This window comes from Microbacterium fluminis, assembly GCF_051549805.1.
Classification (GTDB): domain Bacteria; phylum Actinomycetota; class Actinomycetes; order Actinomycetales; family Microbacteriaceae; genus Microbacterium.
On sequence record NZ_CP196042.1, the window covers coordinates 2,230,078 to 2,250,514 of the forward strand.

Annotated in this window: 14 protein-coding genes and 1 pseudogene; 11 read left to right on the forward strand and 4 right to left on the reverse strand. The window is 72.2% G+C overall.

The window, feature by feature from the left end:
- Positions 1 to 65 precede the first annotated feature (65 nt).
- A complete protein-coding gene (locus tag ACSJDX_RS10765) occupies positions 66 to 6,875 on the reverse strand; it encodes an IPT/TIG domain-containing protein (protein WP_438352678.1) in 6,810 nt (2,269 codons plus the stop codon).
- Between the two features lie 203 nt (positions 6,876 to 7,078).
- Here ACSJDX_RS10765 and ACSJDX_RS10770 point away from each other — a divergent pair, with 203 nt between their 5' ends.
- The gene (locus ACSJDX_RS10770) at positions 7,079 to 7,375 is read left to right on the forward strand and encodes a hypothetical protein (RefSeq protein ID WP_438352679.1); all 297 of its coding nucleotides are present in this window, start codon (positions 7,079 to 7,081) and stop codon (positions 7,373 to 7,375) included.
- 65 nt (positions 7,376 to 7,440) lie between these two features.
- Here the strand turns inward: ACSJDX_RS10770 and ACSJDX_RS10775 are convergent.
- Positions 7,441 to 8,337, reverse strand: a pseudogene (locus tag ACSJDX_RS10775) (choice-of-anchor G family protein); the annotation flags it as partial.
- 195 nt (positions 8,338 to 8,532) lie between these two features.
- On the opposite strand from ACSJDX_RS10775, the gene ACSJDX_RS10780 reads away from it, so the two are divergent.
- Together ACSJDX_RS10780 and ACSJDX_RS10785 are read left to right on the forward strand one after the other, a co-directional pair.
- Positions 8,533 to 9,285: a 3-hydroxybutyrate dehydrogenase gene (locus tag ACSJDX_RS10780; protein WP_438352680.1), complete on the forward strand. Its 753-nt coding sequence runs from the start codon at positions 8,533 to 8,535 to the stop codon at positions 9,283 to 9,285.
- On the forward strand, positions 9,270 to 10,184 hold the full coding sequence (locus tag ACSJDX_RS10785) for an alpha/beta hydrolase (protein ID WP_438352681.1): 915 nt from the start codon (positions 9,270 to 9,272) through the stop codon (positions 10,182 to 10,184). Before ACSJDX_RS10780 ends, ACSJDX_RS10785 begins: the two co-directional genes overlap by 16 nt.
- Before the next feature lie 9 nt (positions 10,185 to 10,193).
- Here ACSJDX_RS10785 and ACSJDX_RS10790 read toward each other — a convergent pair whose 3' ends face one another.
- Positions 10,194 to 10,976: an IclR family transcriptional regulator gene (locus ACSJDX_RS10790; protein ID WP_438352682.1), complete on the reverse strand. Its 783-nt coding sequence runs from the start codon at positions 10,974 to 10,976 to the stop codon at positions 10,194 to 10,196.
- 104 nt (positions 10,977 to 11,080) lie between these two features.
- Here ACSJDX_RS10790 and ACSJDX_RS10795 point away from each other — a divergent pair, with 104 nt between their 5' ends.
- The 3 genes from ACSJDX_RS10795 to ACSJDX_RS10805 are packed head-to-tail and all read left to right on the forward strand — an operon-like array spanning position 11,081 to position 13,696.
- Positions 11,081 to 11,860: a CoA transferase subunit A gene (locus tag ACSJDX_RS10795; protein ID WP_438352683.1), complete on the forward strand. Its 780-nt coding sequence runs from the start codon at positions 11,081 to 11,083 to the stop codon at positions 11,858 to 11,860.
- A gap of 1 nt (position 11,861) precedes the next feature.
- On the forward strand, positions 11,862 to 12,515 hold the full coding sequence (locus ACSJDX_RS10800; RefSeq protein WP_438352684.1) for a 3-oxoacid CoA-transferase subunit B: 654 nt from the start codon (positions 11,862 to 11,864) through the stop codon (positions 12,513 to 12,515).
- Complete coding sequence (locus tag ACSJDX_RS10805) at positions 12,512 to 13,696, forward strand: acetyl-CoA C-acetyltransferase (RefSeq protein WP_438352685.1); 1,185 nt, start codon at positions 12,512 to 12,514, stop codon at positions 13,694 to 13,696. The genes ACSJDX_RS10800 and ACSJDX_RS10805 overlap by 4 nt, the downstream gene beginning before the upstream one ends.
- Positions 13,697 to 13,709: 13 nt before the next feature.
- On the opposite strand, the gene ACSJDX_RS10810 is transcribed toward ACSJDX_RS10805, so the two are convergent.
- Positions 13,710 to 13,964, reverse strand: coding sequence for a hypothetical protein (locus tag ACSJDX_RS10810; protein ID WP_438352686.1), 255 nt, complete (start codon positions 13,962 to 13,964; stop codon positions 13,710 to 13,712).
- Between the two features lie 90 nt (positions 13,965 to 14,054).
- On the opposite strand from ACSJDX_RS10810, the gene ACSJDX_RS10815 reads away from it, so the two are divergent.
- The 5 genes from ACSJDX_RS10815 to ilvN are packed head-to-tail and all read left to right on the forward strand — an operon-like array spanning position 14,055 to position 20,437.
- Positions 14,055 to 15,464, forward strand: coding sequence for an alpha,alpha-trehalose-phosphate synthase (UDP-forming) (locus ACSJDX_RS10815; protein WP_438352687.1), 1,410 nt, complete (start codon positions 14,055 to 14,057; stop codon positions 15,462 to 15,464).
- A 47-nt stretch (positions 15,465 to 15,511) separates the two neighbouring features.
- Positions 15,512 to 16,345, forward strand: coding sequence for a trehalose-phosphatase (otsB, locus tag ACSJDX_RS10820; RefSeq protein ID WP_438352688.1), 834 nt, complete (start codon positions 15,512 to 15,514; stop codon positions 16,343 to 16,345).
- A 9-nt stretch (positions 16,346 to 16,354) separates the two neighbouring features.
- Entirely contained in the window at positions 16,355 to 18,073 is a 1,719-nt protein-coding gene (gene ilvD, locus ACSJDX_RS10825; RefSeq protein WP_438352689.1) for a dihydroxy-acid dehydratase, read from the forward strand.
- Between the two features lie 45 nt (positions 18,074 to 18,118).
- Complete coding sequence (locus ACSJDX_RS10830; RefSeq protein ID WP_438352690.1) at positions 18,119 to 19,924, forward strand: acetolactate synthase large subunit; 1,806 nt, start codon at positions 18,119 to 18,121, stop codon at positions 19,922 to 19,924.
- Positions 19,925 to 19,927: 3 nt separating this feature from the next.
- On the forward strand, positions 19,928 to 20,437 hold the full coding sequence (ilvN, locus tag ACSJDX_RS10835; protein WP_438352691.1) for an acetolactate synthase small subunit: 510 nt from the start codon (positions 19,928 to 19,930) through the stop codon (positions 20,435 to 20,437).

The window sequence follows — 20,437 nt, forward strand, 5'->3', positions numbered from 1 at the left end:
TATATACCTAAGGTATGCAAGGCGGGCGCCGGTCCCTGCCTCCGGCGCCCGCCTCCCCGGGGGGATCAGGTGCGACGCGGGCGTCGCAGGAGGAGGATCGTCGCGCCGGCGCCGAGCAGCAGCATCCCGAGTCCGATCGGAAGCCGCACGCCCGACGTGCCCGTGACGGGGAGAGTCCCGCCCGATCCCGTGCCACTGCCGCCGAGGAGCACCGTGAAGGCCACGGTGCTCGAGGCCGACACGATGCCGGTCGGATCCGTGGCGGTCACCGTCACCGTGTGCAGACCGGCGGACAGCACAGCCGTGGACATGCAGCTCCACGCGCCCGAGGGGTCGGCCGTCGTGGTGCACAGGGTCACGCCGTTCTCCGTGAGCGTGATGGTGGCGCCCGGGTCGGACGTTCCCGTGAACGTGGGAGTCGGCGTGGTGACGGTACCGCCCTGGACCGGCGACGTGACCGTGGGCGGGCTCACCACGGGGGGAGCTGCGGCGTAGGTGAGAGTGAGGGGACCGCTCGTCCCTCCTGCGGTGCGAACCCTGACTGCGACCGGCCCCGCGGCGTGCGCGGGAGCGGTGAAGGTGAGCGATGTCCCATCGCCCGCGATGCTGGTCGGTGTGACGTCCACACCGTCGACGGTGACCACCGTGCCGGGCGTGAAGCCGGTACCGGCGAGGGTCACCGCGGTTCCGCCCGAGATGACGACCGTGCTCGGCGACGCGCCCGTGAGGGTGGGCGGCGGCACGACGACGGGCTGATACGTGAAGGTCGCCGGGGTCGTGGTGCCTCCTGCGGAGGTGACCGTCACGCCGACGTCACCGGGCGCATGGGCCGGGGTGACGAAGACGAGGCTGGCGCCGTCGCCCGCGATGCTCGTCGGGGTGATGGCCCCGCCCCCGTCGACGGACACCGTGGAGCCCGCGGTGAAGCCGGTGCCGGTGATCGTCACGCTCGTGCCGCCGGCGGCCGGGCCGGTCGCCGGGAGCAGCCCGGTGATCGTCGGGACCACCGCGGCGGCGTCGTACGTGAAGCCGAGCGACCCGCTGGTCCCGCCGGGCGTGGTGACCGTGACGGGCACCGTGCCCGCCGTGTGCGCCGGGGTCACGAACGTGAGGCTCGTACCGGCTCCGGACACGCTCGTCGGGGTCACCGCCGCGCCGTCGATCGTGACGACGGAGCCAGGAGTGAACCCGGTGCCGGTGACGGTCACGGTCGTGCCGCCCGCGGCCGGGCCATTGCCCGGCGCGAGACCGGACAGCGTCGGCGTGACCGGCGGCGCGGCGTCGTACGTGAACGTGCCCGGCGCGGAGGTGCCGTCGGGCGTCGTGACCGTCACCGGGACCGGACCGGCCGCGTGCGCCGGTGTGGTGAAGGTCAGCGACAGCCCGTCCGGCGCGACCGTCGCGAGGATCCCGGTGCCGCCGTCGACCGAGACCGAGGTGCTGCCCGGGACGAAGCCGCTGCCGTTCACGGTGACCGTGGTGCCTCCGGCCGCCGGGCCGTTGGCCGGGGTGACCGAGCTCACCGTCGGGACGGCGGGCGCTGCGGCGTAGACGAACGTCAGCGGGGCGGTGGTGCCGGCCAGAGTCGTCACCGTCACGGGGACCGAGCCCAGCGCGTGCGCAGGGGCATCGAACACGAGCGAGGTGCCGGAGGGTGCGACCGACGTCGGGAGGACCGTGACACCGTCGATCGTCACCGTGGCGTCGGACGTGAACCCGGTGCCGGTCACGGTGACCGGGGCGCCGGTGATCGGCCCGGACGACGGCGCGAGCGAGCTCGCCGTGGGCGGTGCGGCATCGAACGCGAACGTGCCGGCGTTCGACGTGCCGCCCGGGGTGGTGACGCTCACCGGCACGGAACCGGCGATGTGCGCCGGTGTGGTGAAGGTGAGGCTGGTCCCGTCACCGGCCACCGCGGTCGGGGTGACCGGCACGCCGTCGACGGACACCGAGGCATCCGGAGTGAATCCGGTGCCCGCGATCGTCACCGACGTCCCGCCCGCCGCCGGGCCGTTCGCCGGCGACAGGGTCGCCACCGTGGGCGCGGCGAGGTACGCGAACGACAGCGGCGCGGTGGTGCCGGCCGCGGTCGTGACGGTGACGGATGCCGGGCCCACCGGGTTCGCGGGGGTGACGAAGGTGAGCGACGCGCCGTCGGTGGCCAGCGAGGACGGGGCGACGGTGAGCCCGCCGATCAGCACCGTGGCGCCCGGCGAGAAACCGGTTCCGGTCACCGTGACCGTGGTTCCTCCCGCCACCGGTCCCGCAGCCGGGCTGAGGGTCGTCGCGGTGGGGGCCCCCGGGGGCAGCGGTGCGAAGGTGTACGCGAGCGGAGCGGTCGTGCCCGCCGACGTGGTGACCGTGACCGCGACGTCGCCCGGAGCACCGGCGGGCGTCACGAACGTGAGCGATGTGCCGTCCGGGGCGACCGATGCCGGGACGACCGGCGTGCTGCCGAAGGTCACCGCGGCGCTCGCGTCGAAGCCGGTGCCGGCGATCGTCACGGTGGTGCCGCCCGCGGCCGGTCCGGTCGAGGGGGTCAGCGACGCCGCCGTCGGAGGAACGACCACCGGGGCCTGGTATGTGAGGATCAGCGGCGCGGTGGTGCCGCCCGGCGTCGTCACGGTCACGGTCGCGCCGCCGGCCAGGTGCGCCGGCGCGGCGAAGACGAGCGACGTGCCGTCGCCGGCGACCGACGTCGGGACGATCGCGGCTCCGCCGTCGATCGAGACTGTCGCGTCGGGCGTGAACCCGGTGCCGTTCACCGTGACGGTGCCGCCCGATGTCGGCACGGAGGCCGGGGCGAGCGATGTCGCCGTTGGGGGGACCGCCGGGAGCGGGTCGTACACGAACGACTGCGCGTTGCTCGGGCCCGCCGTCGTGGAGACGACCACGCTGGCAGGTCCGGGCGCGTGCGCCGGAGAGGTGAACACCACCGTGGTGGGCGTGATGCTCGTCGGCGTCACGGGCGCGCCGTCGACGGTGAGCGTCGCGTCGGGGGTGAACCCGGTGCCGAGCACCGTGACGGTGGTCCCGCCCGCGGCCGGCCCGCCGGCAGGCGTGATGCCCGTCGTGGTCGGGGCGACCGGCGGCAGCGCGTCGTAGGTGTAGGTGACCGGTGCGCTGGTGCCTCCGACCGTCGTCACCGTCACCGGGACGGCACCGGGGGAGCCGGCGGGGGTGGTGAAGGTCAGGCTCGTGCCGTCGGGAGCGACGCTCAGCGGCGGGAGCGGGGGACCCCCGTTGACCGACACCGAGGCGCCGGTGAGTCCGGTACCGGTGAGCGTCACGACCTGACCGCCCGCTGCGGGACCGTTCGCCGGTGCGATCGCGGTGACGGTCGGGAGGCCCGCGGGGTCGGCACCGTACGTGAAGGTGCCGGGTGCGGTGGTCCCGGTGGGGGTGGTGACCGTCACGTCGACCGCTCCCACGGCGTGCGCCGGGGTGAGGAACGTGAGCGACCGACCATCCGGGGCGACGGATGCCGCAGCCACCGCGGCACCGTCGACGGTCACGGTCGAGCCCGGCACGAATCCGGTGCCCGTGACGGTGACGGTGGTGCCACCGGACGCCGGGCCCGCGTTCGGCGCGAGGCCGGTGAGGGTCGGCGGTGCGGGCGGCGGCGTGTCGTAGGTGAACAGCTGCACGCCGCTCGTGCCGGCGGGCGTCGTGACCGAGACGGCGACCGGGCCGGGCGCATGCACCGGGCTGAGGAACGTGAGCGAGGTGCCCGACGGGGCGACGCTCGTCGGGACGATGCCGCCGACACCGTCGACGGTCACCGTGGCGGTCGGGGTGAACCCCGTGCCGGTGAGGGTCACGCTCGTGCCGCCGGCGGCCGGGCCGCTCGAGGGAGCGATGCCGGCGAGCGTCGGCGCCACCGGCGGGGGAGCGTCGTACGTGTAGGTGAGCGGGGCGGTGGTGCCCGCCGTGGTCGTGACCGTGACCGGCACCGGCCCCGCCGTGTGCGCGGGGGTCACGAAGATCAGCGACGTGCCGTCCGGCGAGATCGTCGACGGCAGGATGGGGGCCGACCCGTCGACCGAGACCGTCGCACCGGACAGGCCCGCGCCCGCGATGGTGACGCTCGTCCCGCCGGCGGCGGGTCCGGATGCCGGGGTGATCGACGTCGCGGTGGGCGCCGTCGGCGGGGTCGGACCGTAGGTGAACGTCTGCGGTCCGCTCGTCCCGGACGGCGTGGTGACCGTCACGGGGACCGCTCCGACCGCGTGCGCGGGGGTGGTGAAGGTGAGGGAGCGCCCGTTCGCCGCCACCGAGGCGGGGACGATCGCGGTGCCGCCGTCGACGGACACCGTCGAGGTCGGGGTGAAGTCCGTGCCGGTGATCGTGACGACCGTCCCGCCTGCGGCAGGTCCGGTGTCGGGGGCGATCCCGCTCGTGGTGGGTGCAGGAGGCGGAACCGCGACGTACGTGAAGGTGAGCGGTGCGGCGCTCCCCGCCGGGGTGCTGACGATCACGGGGACCGCGCCCGCCGCGTGGGGCGGCGTCGTGAAGGTGAGCGTCGTGCCGTCGGCGGACAGCGAGTCGGGGGTGATCGCGGCGAAGCCGTCGACCGACACCGTGGTGCCCGGAGTGAACCCCGTTCCCGTGACGGTGACGGATGTCTCGCCGGTGGTGGGTCCGCTCGTCGGAACCAGACTCGTCGCGGTGGGCGCCGGGTCGAAGGTGAACGGCTGCGGCGCGGTGGTCCCGGTCGCCGTGGTGACGGTCACGGTGACGGGCCCGGCGGCGTGCGCGGGCGTGGTGAAGACGAGGCTGGTGCCGTCTCCCGCCACGGAGGTCGGGGTCACGGCGACCCCTCCGATCGTCACGACCGAGCAAGGGGTGAACGCCGTCCCGGTGACCGTGACGACGGTGCCGCCTGCGGCGGGGCCCCGGGTCGGGCTGATCGCGCTCGCGGTCGGAACCGGGAGGTAGGTGAAGGCGAGCGGGTCGGTGGTTCCGCCCGCGGTGGTGACGGTGACCGCCGCGGCCCCCGGGGCGTGGGCGGGCGTGAGGAAGGTGAGCGACGTGCCGTCGGCCGCGACCGAGGCCGGCGTGATCGCGGCGCCTCCGTCGACGGCGACCACCGAGGTCGGCGTGAATCCGGTGCCGGAGACCGTGACCAGAGTTCCTCCGGACTGCGTGCCGGAGGCGGGCGTGAGCGTGGCCGCGGTCGGTGCGGGAACGGGCGGCGGGTCGTACGTGTAGGCCAGCGGCGCGGTGGTGCCCGCGGCGGTCGTCACGCTCACGGTCGTCGCTCCGGCGGTGCCCGCGGGGGTGAGGAAGGTGAGCGACTGTCCGTTGGCTGCGATCGAGGTCGGGACGATCGGCGTGCCCCCGCCGACCGACACCGTCGACCCCGGGGTGAATCCGGTGCCCAGCACGGTGACAGCTGTGCCCCCGGCATCCGGTCCGTGGTTCGGTGCGAGTGTCGTCGCCGTCGGCGCCGCGGCGTTGTAGGTGAACGTCTGCGGTCCGGACGTGCCCCCGAGGTTCGTCACGGTCACCGGCACCGGCCCCGCGGCGTGGGCGGGGGTGAGGAACGTGAGCGACGCCCCGTCGAGCGCGATGCTGGTCGGGACGATGGGCCCGCTGCCGTCCACCGACACGGTCGTGCCGAGAATGAAGCCGCTGCCGTTGACGGTCACCGCGGTGCCGCCCACGGCGGGTCCGCTGGTGGGCGAGATCCCGGTGGTCGTCGGCGCGGTCGGCGGCGTCGGCCCGTAGGTGAACGTCTGCGGGCCCGAGGTCCCGGCAGGCGTGGTCACCGTGACCGGAACGATGCCGATCGGGTGCGCGGGGGTGACGAATGTGAGCGACTGGCCGTTGCCCGCGATCGTGGTGGGGGTGATCGGCGCACCTCCGTCCACCGAGACGGTCGCTCCGGGCGTGAAGCCGGTACCGGTGATCGTCACCGTCGTCCCGCCGGCGGTGGGACCGGTGTTGGGCGCGATCCCCGTCGTGGTCGGCGCGGGCGCGTTGTAGGTGAAGGTCAGCGGCGCCGCCGACCCCGAGGGGGTGGTCACCACGACGGGCGCCGCGCCGGCGGCGTGGGCGGGGGTGGTGAACGTCAGGGTGGTGCCGTTCACGACGGTCACAGCGGTTCCGGGCGTGCCGTCGACGGTCACCGTGGTGCCCGGAACGAAGCCGGAACCGGTGACGGTGACGAGGGTGCCCCCGGCGGCGGGGCCGGAGGGCGGAGTGAGCGCGGATGCCGTGGGCACCGGGTCGTAGGTGAAGGTGCCCGCCGTTGTGGTGCCGGCCGCCGACGTCACGGTCACTCCGACCGGCCCGGCGGCATGCGCCGGAGTCGAGAAGACGAGACTCGTGCCGCCGCCCCCGATCGAGGTCGGAGTGATCGCCGGGCCGCCGTCGACGGAGACCGTGGAGCCGGGGGTGAAGCCGGTGCCGGTCACGGTGACGACCGTGCCGCCGGCCACCGGGCCGCGCACCGGTGTGAGGCCCGTGAGCGTGGGCGGTGGGTCGTAGGTGAAGGTCTGCGGCGCGGAGGTGCCGCCCGTCCCCGTGACGGTGACCGGCACAGGGCCGGCGGCGTGCGCGGGCGTGGTGAATGTGAGCGACGTGCCGTCCGGAGCGATCGCGGTCGGGGTGATCGGCGCGCTGCCGGCGACGGAGACGGTGCTGCCCGGGGTGAATCCGGTGCCCGCCACCGTCACGGCCGTGCCCCCGGCGACGGGACCCCGTGGCGGAGTGAGGGACGTGATGATCGGACCGGCGACGTAGGTGAACGTGCGAGCATCCGACGCGCCGGCGTCGTTTGTCGCGGTGACCGCGACCGGCCCCGCCGCATGCGCCGGGGCGGTGAAGGTCAGGCTCGTGCCGTCCGGGGCGATGGTGTTCGGCGTGACCACGGCGCCGTCGACCGACGCCGGGCCGGAATCCGGTGCCGGTGAGGGTCACCGCCGTGCCCCCGGCCGTGGGGCCGGACGTCGGCGTCATGGTGGCGATCGAGGGGAGCGGTCCGGCGTTCGGTCCGACCTTCGATGAGGCGAGGTTGAGGATGGCCGCCGGGACCGGTGCCGTGGGAAGGAGTCCGACGCGCAGGGCGGTCTCGGTGAACACTCCCGCGGCCGTGGTCTGGCCGTTGCCGCGCAGGCTGAGGATCGTGGTCAGGGCGCTGGCGAGCGGCGTGATCACGGTGGAGCCCAGGGTCGCCGCCGTGGCGTTGATCGGGGCGACCAGCTGTGCGATCACGGGATTGAGCACCGGGGCGAGCACCGCCAGCGAGACCGGGATGCCGAGCACCGTCACGCTGATGCCGTTGATGGCGTTCGTGACCGCGGTGACGGCGTTGGTGAGCGCGGTCGTCAGCGCCGGCAGCAGCTGCGTCGTGAGGGCGTTGACGATGTAGGGCATCAGCTCGGTGTTCGGCGGCAGCGCGTTGAGATTCAGCCCGGCGGTGGTCAGCACCTTCGCCACGTCGATCGAGACGACGCCGGTCTGCAGGTTCGCCACGATCGAGCCGTCGGCGCTGGTGACGACGCTCAGCGCGTTGCCCACGACGGTCCCCACCTGCGGAACGCCGGTGATCACGGCGATCTGGCCGACGGCGGGGATGGCGCGGATGAGCCCGGGCAGGGCGTTGACCGTCGGCTGCAGAGCCGTCAGGGAGTTCACGAGACCGGTCCGCACGCCGGCGACCAGCGGGCTGGTGAGGTTCAGACCGAGCGAAGCGATGCGGTACGTGCCCGACTGGGCCCCCGCGGCGGTCTGATCGGCGCGCGACGAGAGCGCGCCGACCGTGAGCGAGGCATCCGTCAGCGTCCCGAGCAGGCCCGATGCGATGAGCGGCGCGAGGTTGACGCGCGCATCGGCCGGGGGCACCCCGCCGCTGCCGCCGACGCCGATCGCCCCCGCGGAGGTGACGGCTCCCGATGCGGCTGTGGAGCTGCCGTCGGACCGTGCCTGCGCGTACTGGTTGACGGCACCGAGGGTGACGATGCCACCCGGGCCGAGCAGGTTGACCCCTCCGCCGATCGGCACGGTGCCGGAGTTGTTCAGCTCGGCGGCGAGCAGAGGAGTGTTCTGGGTGACCGTCGAGGTCGCGCCGGTGTTCGACGCTCTCGCGTCGAGGGCGGACAGCAGCGGTGCCAGGTCGAGGCCGAGCGCGCTCCCGGTGAGGAACGAGCCTTGCGCATTCGAGACCGGGGCGGCGACGGCGGGTGGGGCGATCAGCAGGGATCCCGCCACCGCCGCCGTCACCATCGCGACCACGCCGGCGAGGATCCGCCGATCTCGCGGCACCGCGCCGGCGGATGCGCGTCCGCCCGTGCGTGCCTTGCGTGTTCCCCGGGAGCCGTCGACAGCGACCATCTTCACTCCAGACTCGACGGCGCACACGGCGGGCACGAGGTCTGACCCCGTACCGCTGCTGCGCCCCCGCTTCTCTCGTTAAGACTCCCCGCCGGAACCATAAGTAGCGGGGCGGCCATCTGTCCAGGGGACTGTCCCAAATCGTGACCTTGAGCGAGAATGGTCGCCGCGCCGGCCGGCGCCGGAGAGGGAGACATGACGGAGCAGGATCTCCACGGTCGGCGGGCCGTGATCACGGGCGGGGCGAGCGGGATCGGACTGGCCTGCGCACGCGAGTTCGCGCGGCGCGGGGCGCACGTCGTCATCGCCGATCTGCAGGCCGAGGCCGCGCACGCGGCGGCCGCGGAGGTGGGCGGTGAGGCCTGGGTGGTCGATCTCGCGGACACGGGGGCGCTCGACGCGCTCGCGCTCGAGGCCGACATCCTGGTCAACAACGCCGGCATCCAGCGGGTCAGCCCGATCGAGGACTACGACCCCGACGCCTTCCGCCTCATCCTCCGGTTGATGCTGGAGTCGCCCTTCCTCCTGGTGCGCGCAGTGCTGCCCGGGATGTACGCCCGCGGGTGGGGGAGAGTGATCAACATCTCGAGCGCTCACGGACTGCGGGCGAGTGCTTTCAAATCGGCCTACGTCGCGGCCAAGCACGGGTTGGAGGGGCTGTCGAAGGTGACGGCGCTGGAGGGCGCGCCGCACGGCGTGACCAGCAACTGCATCAACCCGTCCTACGTGCGCACGCCGCTCGTCGAGAAGCAGATCGCCGATCAGGCACGCCTGCACGGCATCGGGGAAGACGAAGTGGTGGAGAAGATCATGCTCACCGAGACCGCCGTCAAGCGACTGGTCGAGCCGGAGGAGGTCGCGTCGCTGGCCGGATGGCTGGCGTCCGAGCACGCCGGGATGGTGACCGGTGCCTCGTACACCATCGACGGCGGATGGACCGCGCGATGAGCCGCTACCGCACGCTCGACGTGCCCGTCGACGGCGGCGACCTGCGCGTGGGCGTGTGGGAGCCGGAGGAGGGCGGGGTGGATGCGCCCACCGTGCTCCTCGTGCACGGGGTGACGGCGTCGCATCTGTCGTGGCCGCTCGTGGCGGAGCGACTGCCCGACGTCCGTGTGGTCGCCCCCGACCTGCGCGGCCGTGGACGCAGCAATCGGCTCACCGGGCCGGCGGGGATGGCCGCGCACGCCCGCGACCTCGTGGCCGTGCTCGACGCCGTCGGCGCGGACCGCGTCGTGGTGGTCGGTCACTCGATGGGCGCGTTCGTCTCGCTCGTGCTCGGCGACCTCTATCCGGAGCGGGCGTCGCGGATCGTGCTCGTCGACGGCGGGCTCCCGCTCGCCCTCCCGCCGGGTCTCGCACCCGAGGAGGTGATCCGTCTCGTGCTCGGACCGGCGGCCGAGCGCCTGGCGATGACGTTCCCGTCGGTCGAGGCGTACCGCGACTTCTGGCGTGCGCACCCCGCGTTCGCGCGCGACTGGTCGCCGGCGCTGGAGGACTACCTCGCCTACGACCTCGACGGCGAGGCGCCCGCCCTCCGCCCGTCGACGTCGTACGCCACGCTCGAGGAGGATTCCGTCGACCAGCTCAGCGGCACGGCGATCGCCGACGCGGTGGCCGCGATGCGGCATCCCACCCTCTTCGTCACCGCCGAGCGCGGACTGCTCGACCAGGTGCCGGCCCTGTATCCGCTCGCGCGGATCCCGGAGCTGCTGGCCGCGTCGCCCACGCTCCGGCACGTCGCGGTGGCGGACGTGAACCACTACACGATCACGATGTCCGAGCGCGGCGCCGACGCGGTCGGCGCCGCCGTGCGCGACGAGATCGCGGCGGCGCAGGCGGAGTGATCTCCGCGCTCAGCGGCTCGCGGCGACACGGGCGGTGAGCTGGTGCGCGTGCGCCAGGAGCGTGCGACCGAGGTCGGCGAGTCGATCGGGACCGAAGCGGAACTGCACGCCCGTGAGGCTCAGCGCCCACTGCGGATGACCGGCACGGTCGAACACCGCCGCGCCGAGCCCGAAGCTGCCCTCGACGATGAGCCCGGGATTGAGGGCGTAGCCGCGTTCCTGGGTCTCCCGCAGGCGAGCGCGCAGTCGTCGCTCCGCGTGCGACGCGCCCCAGAGCTCGGCGAGTGCCGGGTGACGCTCGAAGTACGCGTCCACATCGTGAGGAGGCAGGAAGGCGAGGATCGCGAGACCCGCGGAGGCGACGCCGAGAGGGAACCGCACGCCCTCCGACAGCACGAACGAGCGGATCGGGAAGCTGCCCTCCTCCCGCAGCAGGCACACGGTCTCGTCGCCGCGGCGCACCGACAGGAACGCGCTCTCCTCGGTGCGCACCGCGAGCGAGCGCACCACGTCGCGCGCGATCGCGGTGATGTCGTATCGGGACGCCGCGACGGAGCCCATCAGGAACAGCTCGGGCCCCGGCATCCACCGTCCGGTCTCCTCGTCGTGATCGACGAGGCCCTCGTGTGCGAGCGCCGCGAGGAGCCGGTGGGCGGTCGGGCGCGTGAGGTCGGCGGACCGGGCGAGCTCGGCCGCGCCGACACCCGCCTCGCCGCCGGCCGTGACCAGACGCAGCAGCCGTGCGGCACGCGCGATCGACTGCGCACCCGGTATCGATCGGCCAGTGTCCATAATGTGGACGATACGCGCGAATCGCTCCACATCGCAATCGATCGCTCGCGTCGGCCGGCCGCCGCACGCGAGGCTGTCTTCAGGACGGCGACGAAGGAGTGCGTGTGATCGACAAGACGTGGGCGTCTGCGGCAGAGGCCGTGGCCGACATCCCGGACGGCGCGTCGCTCGCCGTCGGCGGCTTCGGCCTCTCGGGGAATCCGATCGCTCTGATCGAGGCGCTGCTCGCTCAGGGCACCACCGGCCTCAGCGTCGTGAGCAACAACTGCGGCGTCGACGACTGGGGGCTCGGCGTGCTGCTGAACGCACGGCGCATCCGCAAGATGACCTCGTCGTACGTCGGCGAGAACAAGGAGTTCGAGCGGCAGTTCCTCTCCGGTGAGCTCGAGCTCGAGCTCACTCCGCAGGGCACGCTGGCGGAGAAGCTGCGGGCCGGGGGGTCGGGCATCGCGGCCTTCTACACGCAGACCGGCGTCGGCACCCAGGTCGCCGAGGGCGGTCTTCCTCGCCGGTACGACGGCTTCGGCGGAGTCGCCGTCGCGTCGCCGAAGAAGGACGTCCGGTCGTTCGACATCGACGGGACCTCACGGGACTACGTGCTGGAGGAGGCGATCGTCACCGACTTCGCCCTGGTGCACGCTCTGCGCGGCGATCGTCACGGCAACCTGGTCTTCAACAAAGCCGCGCGCAACTTCAACCCGCTCGCCGCCATGGCCGGGCGCGTCTGCATCGCCCAGGTCGAGGAGCTCGTCGAGCCGGGCGCGCTCGATCCCGATGCGATCCACCTCCCGGGGGTGTTCGTGCACCGCGTCGTCGAGGTGGGGACCGGGATCGAGAAGCGCATCGAGCGCCGTACGGTCCGGGCGCCGGAAAGGGAGGAATGAGATGGCACTCAGCCGCATCGAGATGGCCGCACGCGCGGCATCCGAGCTGTCCGACGGCTCGTACGTCAACCTCGGCATCGGTCTTCCGACCCTCGTGCCCAACCACGTGCCGGCGGGCGTGACCGTCGTCCTGCAGTCCGAGAACGGCATCCTCGGCGTCGGGCCCTACCCGACCGAGCACGCGGTCGACCCCGATCTCATCAACGCCGGCAAGGAGACGGTCACGACCCTGCCCGGCTCCGCCTTCTTCGACTCCGCGCTCAGCTTCGGCATGATCCGCGCGGGCAAGATCGACGCCGCGATCCTCGGGGCCATGCAGGTCTCGGCCACCGGCGACCTGGCGAACTGGATGATCCCGGGCAAGATGGTGAAGGGACCCGGCGGCGCGATGGATCTCGTCCACGGCGCCGATCGGGTCATCGTGCTCATGGAGCACGTCGCCCGTGACGGCTCGGCCAAGATCGTCGACGAGTGCTCGCTGCCGCTGACCGGCAGGGGAGTGGTCGACCGGATCATCACCGACCTCGCGGTCATCGACGTGACGGCTGCCGGGCTCGTCCTGATCAAGACGGCGCCCGGTGTCTCGGTGGCCGAGGTGATCGCCGCGACCGAGCCGCCCCTGACCATTCCCGACCACCTCGAGGAGCACCCATGATCACCGATGACATCGTTCTCGTCGCCGCGGCCCGCACCCCGCAGGGCCGCCTGAAGGGACAGCTCGCCGCGTTCACCGCACCGCAGCTCGGGGCGATCGCCATCCGCGGCGCGCTCGAACGGGGCGGCATCCCGGCCGAAGCGGTCGACGCCGTGATCGTCGGGCAGGTGCTGCCGGCCGGATCGGGGCAGAACCCCGCGCGCCAGGCGGCGATCGGCGCGGGCATCGGCTGGAACGTCCCCGCCTCGTCCGTCAACAAGGTGTGCCTGTCCGGTCTGACCGCCATCATCGACGCCGCCCGCACGATCCGAGTCGGCGACGCCACCGTGGTGGTCGCCGCCGGGATGGAGTCGATGACCCGCGCCCCGCACCTGCTGATGGGCTCGCGCGACGGCTGGACGTACGGCAGCGTCGAGGTGCTCGACCACATGGCCTACGACGGACTGACCGACGCATATGACCGCGAGAGCATGGGCGCATCCACCGAGCGGCTCAACCCGCGATACGAGGTGACCCGCGACGATCAGGATGCTGCGGCCGCCCGCTCCCACCAGCGCGCGGCAGCCGCGCAGCAGGCGGGAGTGTTCGAGGCCGAGATCGTGCCGGTGGAGGTGCCGCAGCGCAAGGGCGACGCGCTCGTGCTCACCGCCGACGAGGGGGTGCGTCCCGACACGACCGTCGAATCCCTCGGCCGGCTGCGCCCCGCGTTCGCCGAGGGCGGGTCGATCACGGCCGGCAACGCGTCGCAGATCTCCGACGGTGCCTCCGCGGTCGTGCTCACCACCCGCTCCCACGCCGACGAGAACGGATGGACGGTGCTGGCCGTCGTCGGTGCCTCCGGCCAGGTCGCCGGCCCCGACAACTCGCTGCACGCCCAGCCCGCCCGCGCGATCGAACAAGCGCTCGCGAAGCAGGGGATCGAGGCATCCGCTCTGGATCTCGTCGAGATCAACGAGGCGTTCGGGGCCGTGGTCGCACGGTCGCAGCGTGAGCTCGGACTCTCCGACGACGTGCTCAACATCCACGGCGGCGGCATCGCGATCGGTCACCCGATCGGCGCCTCCGGAAACCGGCTCGTGGTCCACGCCGTGCACGAGCTCGTGCGACGGGGGAGCGGCACCGCCGCGGTGGGACTGTGCGGCGGCGGCGGCCAGGGCGAGGCGCTCATCCTCACCCGGTGACGGATGCCTCGGCTCAGCGCTCCAGGCGGCGCTTGAGCAGCTTCGCCTGCTCGCCCGCACGCGGGCTGTCGCCGGCGACGAGACGCCCGCGCGAGGCACGTCTCGTGTCGACGATCGCGCCGACCGCGAGGGCGAGGGTGATCCCCCAGCTCAGCCAGGCCAGCGCCGTGCGCCACGTGAAGGGCTCGTCGCCGCGAAGCCCACGCAGGAGCGTGACCGCCCCCGTGACGGCGCTGATGATGCCGGTGCCGAAGAGGTACTTGCGCATTCGCCCACGCTACCGCGCCGCATCCACGTCGGCGGGGCCTTGACGGCCCGCTGTTAGCCTGAGAGCACATCCGCAATCGGGAGGGCTCTCGTGCCTCAGGCTGAACTCGTCGTCGTCGCCAACCGCCTCCCGGTCGATCGGGACGACAGCGTCGAGGGCGGATGGCGGCGCTCGCCCGGCGGGCTGGTCACGGCCCTCGAGCCCGTCATGCGGCAGGCCGGCGGTGCCTGGGTGGGCTGGGCGGGACAGGCCGATCACGCGCCGGATCCGTTCGACTTCGACGGCACGCACCTCGTTCCCGTCCCGTTGTCCGACGAGGAGATCGAGCTCTACTACGAGGGGTTCTCCAACGACACGATCTGGCCGCTGTACCACGACGTCATCGCGGCGCCGCGCTACCGCCGCGTGTGGTGGGACGCCTACGTGAAGGTCAACCGTCGCTTCGCCGAGGCGGCCGCGTCGGTCACCGCCGACGGCGGCACCGTGTGGGTGCAGGACTATCAGCTGCAGCTCGTTCCGCGCATGCTGCGCGAACTGCGGCCCGACCTCACGATCGGGTACTTCCACCACATTCCGTTCCCGGCATACGGTCTCTACTCGCAGCTTCCGTGGCGCCGGCAGGTGCTCGAGGGACTCCTCGGCGCGGACGTTATCGGATTCCAGCGGGTCGCCGACGCCGGGAACTTCGCGCGTGCCGTGCGGCGCCAGCTGCGCTACGACACCCGGGCCTCGGGCATCGTCGTCCCCGAAGCCGACGGCACGACGCGGGTCGCCCTGGCCAAGGCGTTCCCCATCTCCATCGACACGCAGTCGTACGTGGACCTCGCGCAGCGCGCCGACGTGCAGGCGCGGGCGATCGAGATCCGGAAGAGTCTCGGCGACCCCGAGCGCATCCTGCTGGGCGTGGACCGCCTGGACTACACCAAAGGCATCCGTCACCGGCTCAAGGCCTACGGCGAGCTCCTCGAAGACGGTCGTCTGCGCGTCGAGGACGTCACGCTCGTGCAGGTCGCGAGCCCCAGCCGCGAGCGGGTCGCCGCCTACGTGCAGCTGCGCGACGAGATCGAGCTCACGGTCAGTCGCATCAACGGCGACCGCGACACGATGGGCCACACCGCGATCCGCTACCTCCACCAGGGCTACCCGCGCGAGGAGATGGTCGCGCTGTTCCTCGCCGCCGACGTCATGCTGGTCACGGCGCTCCGCGACGGCATGAACCTCGTCGCGAAGGAGTACGTCGCCGCACGCGCCGACAACCGCGGCGTGCTGATCCTCAGCGAGTTCGCTGGCGCGGCCGACGAGCTCGGCACCGCGCTGCGGGTGAACCCGCACGACATCGACGCCCTCAAGGACACGATCGTGCGCGCGGTCGAGATGCCTGCCGCCGAGCAGGGGCGGCGCATGCGGGCGCTCCGACGCAAGGTGCTCGACAACGATGTGGCCAAGTGGTCGCAGGACTTCCTGCTAGCCCTCGACCAGGCCCGCACCCGCACGTCCTGATCCCACGCCTGACCCCGTTCCCCCGCGCCGATCACCTAGGAGCCGTCATGACGGATGCCTCGTCCACCTCGCCCGCCGTCGTCGATGCGACGCTCGACGCGCTGCGCCGCATCGCCGCCACCGAGGAGCTGCTGGTCGCCCTCGATTTCGACGGCACGCTGTCGCTGCTCGTGAAGGACTCCATGTCGGCGCGCATGCTGCCCGAGGCGCGGGCCGCCGTGGAGGCGCTGGCCGCGCTCGCGCACACGGTGGTCGCGCTGGTGTCGGGGCGCAGCATGCAGGACCTCCTGATCATCTCGGAGCACACCGACGACAGTCCGATCGACCTCGTCGGATCCCACGGGGTGGAGTTCTGGATCGCGGGCCGCGGACTGCTCCCGGTCGAGGAGTCCTCCTCTGATGTCGCCCTGCGCGACCGTCTGTACGCCGAGGCGCAGCGGCTCCTCGCCGACCTGCCGGGTGTGTCCGTCGAGCCGAAGACGTTCGGGTTCGGCATCCACACCCGCGGCGCCGCCGACGACGACGCCGAGATCGCGTGGCAGCGCTCCGACGCGCTCGTCGCGCAGAACGCGCCGCACTGGCGCCGCCGCACCGGCCACAGCATCGTGGAGTACTCCTTCCGGCAGGAGGGCAAGGATGCCGCGGTCCGCGCTCTGCGCGAGCGCACGGGCGCGACCGCCGTGCTGTTCGCCGGTGACGACACGACCGATGAAGACGCCCTGGCGAGCCTGCAGGAACAGGATCTCGGTGTGCGGATCGGCGGCGGGCCGACCGCGGCGACGCTCCGCGTGAGCAGCCCGCAGGAGTTCGCCGGCGTCCTCTCCGAACTCGCCGCGTTGCGCGCCGCCGCACAGGCGGAGGCCCTCGCCGGGCGGGAATAGACTTCCCCCATGCCTGAGCACGATCCCTCCTCTTCCGCGCCCATCGACATCAAGCCGCGCAGCCGCGTCGTCACCGACGGCATCGAGGCGACCACCTCGCGGGGAATGCTCCGCGCCGTCGGCATGGGCGACGAGGACTGGGACAAGCCCCAGATCGGCATCGCCTCGAGCTGGAACGAGATCACCCCCTGCAACCTGAGCCTCGACCGCCTCGCGCAGGGCGCGAAGGAGGGCGTGCACGCCGGCGGCGGCTACCCGCTGCAGTTCGGCACCATCTCGGTCTCCGACGGCATCTCGATGGGGCACGAGGGCATGCACTTCTCGCTCGTCTCACGCGAAGTGATCGCCGACTCCGTCGAGACGGTCATGATGGCCGAACGTCTCGACGGCTCCGTGCTGCTGGCGGGGTGCGACAAGTCGATCCCGGGCATGCTGATGGCCTCCGCCCGCCTGGACCTGTCGAGCGTGTTCCTCTACGCCGGCTCCATCGCCCCCGGCTGGGTGAAGCTCTCGGACGGCACCGAGAAGGACGTCACGATCATCGATTCGTTCGAGGCCGTGGGCGCCTGCCTCGCGGGCAAGATGAGCGAGGCCGACCTCAAGCGCATCGAGTGCGCGATCGCTCCCGGCGAAGGGGCGTGCGGCGGCATGTACACCGCCAACACGATGGCCTCCGTCGCCGAGGCGCTCGGCCTCAGCCTGCCCGGCTCGGCCGCCCCGCCGTCGGCCGACCGTCGCCGCGACTACTTCGCCCACCGTTCCGGTGAGGCCGTCGTCAACCTCCTGCGCCAGGGCATCACCACGCGCGACATCCTCACCAAGGAGGCGTTCGAGAACGCCATCGCCCTCGCCATGGCCCTCGGGGGATCGACCAACGTCGTGCTGCACCTGCTCGCGATCGCCAACGAGGCCGAGGTCGAGCTGAACCTCCACGACTTCAACCGCATCGGCGACAAGGTGCCGCACGTGGCCGACATGAAGCCGTTCGGCAAGTACGTCATGAACGACGTCGACCGCCACGGCGGCATCCCGGTCATCATGAAGGCGATGCTCGACGAGGGGCTGCTGCACGGCGACGCGCTCACCGTCACCGGGAAGACGCTCGCCGAGAACCTCGCCGACCTGAACCCCGACCCGGTCGACGGCACCGTCATCCACACGTTCGACAACCCGATCCACGCCAGCGGCGGTATCACGATCCTGCACGGTTCGATGGCGCCCGAGGGCGCCGTGGTGAAGTCCGCCGGCTTCGACGCCGACGTGTTCGAGGGGCCCGCCCGCGTGTTCGAACGCGAGCGCGGCGCGATGGACGCGCTGGAGGCCGGGACCATCGAGGCGGGCGACGTGATCGTCATCCGCTACGAGGGCCCGAAGGGCGGTCCTGGGATGCGCGAGATGCTCGCGATCACCGCCGCGATCAAGGGCGCCGGGCTCGGAAAAGATGTACTACTGTTGACGGACGGCAGATTCTCAGGCGGCACAACCGGCCTGTGCATCGGCCACATAGCACCCGAAGCGGTGGACGCAGGTCCGATCGCCTTCGTGCGCGATGGTGATCTGATACGGGTCGATATCGCGGCTCGCACTCTCGACCTACTCGTCGACGAGGCCGAGCTGAGCTCCCGCCGCTCTGGCTGGGAGCCGCTTCCTCCGCGCTATACCCGTGGCGTCCTGGCCAAGTACTCCAAGCTCGTGCACTCCGCTGCGGAGGGCGCGGTCACGGGGTAGCTCCGGCCTCCCGACATCCGACCTCTCTCCTCGAGGATGATCATCATGCCCGCCGAATCCGCGACGGCCGTTCCCCGGCCTCCCGCCCGCACCGCCACCTCCGCGCCCGTGCTCACGGGTGCGCAGGCGGTCGTCCGCTCCCTCGAGCTGCTCGGCGTCACCGACGTCTTCGGGCTGCCGGGCGGTGCGATCCTCCCCGTCTACGACCCGCTGATGGACTCCACGGCTCTGCGGCACATCCTCGTGCGCCACGAGCAGGGTGCCGGTCACGCGGCCGAGGGCTACGCCTCCGCCTCGAACAAGACCGGCGTCGCCATCGCGACGTCGGGGCCGGGTGCGACCAATCTCGTGACGGCCATCGCCGACGCCTACATGGACTCGGTGCCGATCGTGTGCATCACCGGACAGGTGTTCTCCACCCTGATGGGGACCGATGCCTTCCAGGAGGCCGACATCGTCGGCATCACGATGCCGATCACCAAGCACTCCTTCCTGGTGAAGGACGCCTCCGAGATCCCCGGTGCGATCGCCGCGGCGTTCGAGATCGCCGGCACCGGTCGACCCGGGCCGGTGCTGGTGGACATCACGAAGGACGCCCAGCAGGCCGAGGCGCCGTTCGTGTGGCCGCCCAAGATCGACCTGCCCGGCTACCGCCCCGTCACGAAGGCGCACGGCAAGCAGATCCAGGCCGCCGCTCAGCTGCTGGCCGAGGCCAAGAAGCCGGTGCTCTACGTCGGCGGCGGCGTCATCCGCTCGCAGGCGTCCGCCGAGCTGCTGGCGCTGGCGGCGACCACGGGCGCCCCCGTCGTCACGACGCTCATGGCGCGCGGCGCGTTCCCCGACTCGCACCCGCAGCAGCTGGGCATGCCGGGCATGCACGGCACCGTGCCCGCGGTGCTCGCCCTGCAGGAGGCCGACCTGCTGGTCTCGCTCGGGGCGCGCTTCGACGACCGCGTCACGGGCAAGGCGTCGCTGTTCGCACCGAACGCCAAGGTCGTGCACGTCGACATCGATCCCGCCGAGATCTCCAAGATCCGCACCGCCGACGTGCCGATCGTGGGTGACCTCAAAGACGTGCTGGTCGACCTCGAGGCGGCCTTCGGTGCGGCGACCGGGGGAGTTCGGCCGGACATCTCGGACTGGTGGGCCTACCTCGACGGGCTGCGGGCGGAGTTCCCGCTGGGCTTCGCGCCGACCACCGACGGCCTGCTGGCGCCGCAGCACGTGATCCAGCGCATCGGCGAGCTCACAGGTCCCGAGGGCATCTACGCCGCGGGCGTGGGCCAGCACCAGATGTGGGCCGCGCAGTTCATCAAGTACGAGCGCCCCAACGCCTGGCTCAACTCCGGCGGCGCCGGGACGATGGGCTACTCGGTCCCCGCCGCGATGGGCGCCAAAGTGGCCGAGCCCGACCGTCACGTGTGGGCGATCGACGGCGACGGCTGCTTCCAGATGACCAACCAGGAGCTCGCGACCTGCGCGATCAACAAGATCCCGATCAAGGTCGCCATCATCAACAACTCCTCGCTGGGCATGGTGCGGCAGTGGCAGACGCTGTTCTACGACGGCCGCTACTCCAACACCGACCTGAACACCGGGCACGACACCGTGCGCATCCCCGACTTCGTGAAGCTGGCGGAGGCGTACGGATGCCTCGCGATCCGCGTCGAGAAGGAGGACGAGGTGGATGCCGCCATCCAGCTCGCGCTCGATACGAACGACCGCCCCGTGGTGATCGACTTCGTCGTGAGCGCCGACGCGATGGTGTGGCCGATGGTGCCGCAGGGCGTCAGCAACAGCTACGTCCAGTACGCCCGCGAGCACTCGCCCGCATTCGACGAGGAGGCCTGACCCATGCCCAGCCACGTGCTCAGCCTCCTCGTGGAGGACAAGCCCGGCCTGCTGACCCGCGTCGCGGGACTGTTCGCACGCCGCGGCTTCAACATCGAGTCGCTCGCGGTGGGCGTCACCGAGGTGCCCGGCCTCTCGCGCATCACCGTGGTCGTCGACGTCGAGGAGCTTCCGCTCGAGCAGGTCACCAAGCAGCTCAACAAGCTGATCAACGTCATCAAGATCGTCGAGCTCGACCCGGCCCAGTCCGTGCAGCGCGACCACATCCTGGTGAAGGTGCGTGCCGACAACGCCAACCGGTCCAATGTGATCGAGGTCGTGAACCTGTTCCGGGCCTCGATCGTCGACTACGCCCCCGATGCCCTGGTGATCGAGGTGACCGGCGACCGCGGCAAGGTCGAGGCCTTCCTCCGCGCCGTGGAGCCCTTCGGCATCAAGGAGCTCGCCCAGTCCGGCCTGCTCGCGGTGGGCCGCGGCGGCAAGAGCATCACCGAACGCGTCCTGCGCGGCTGA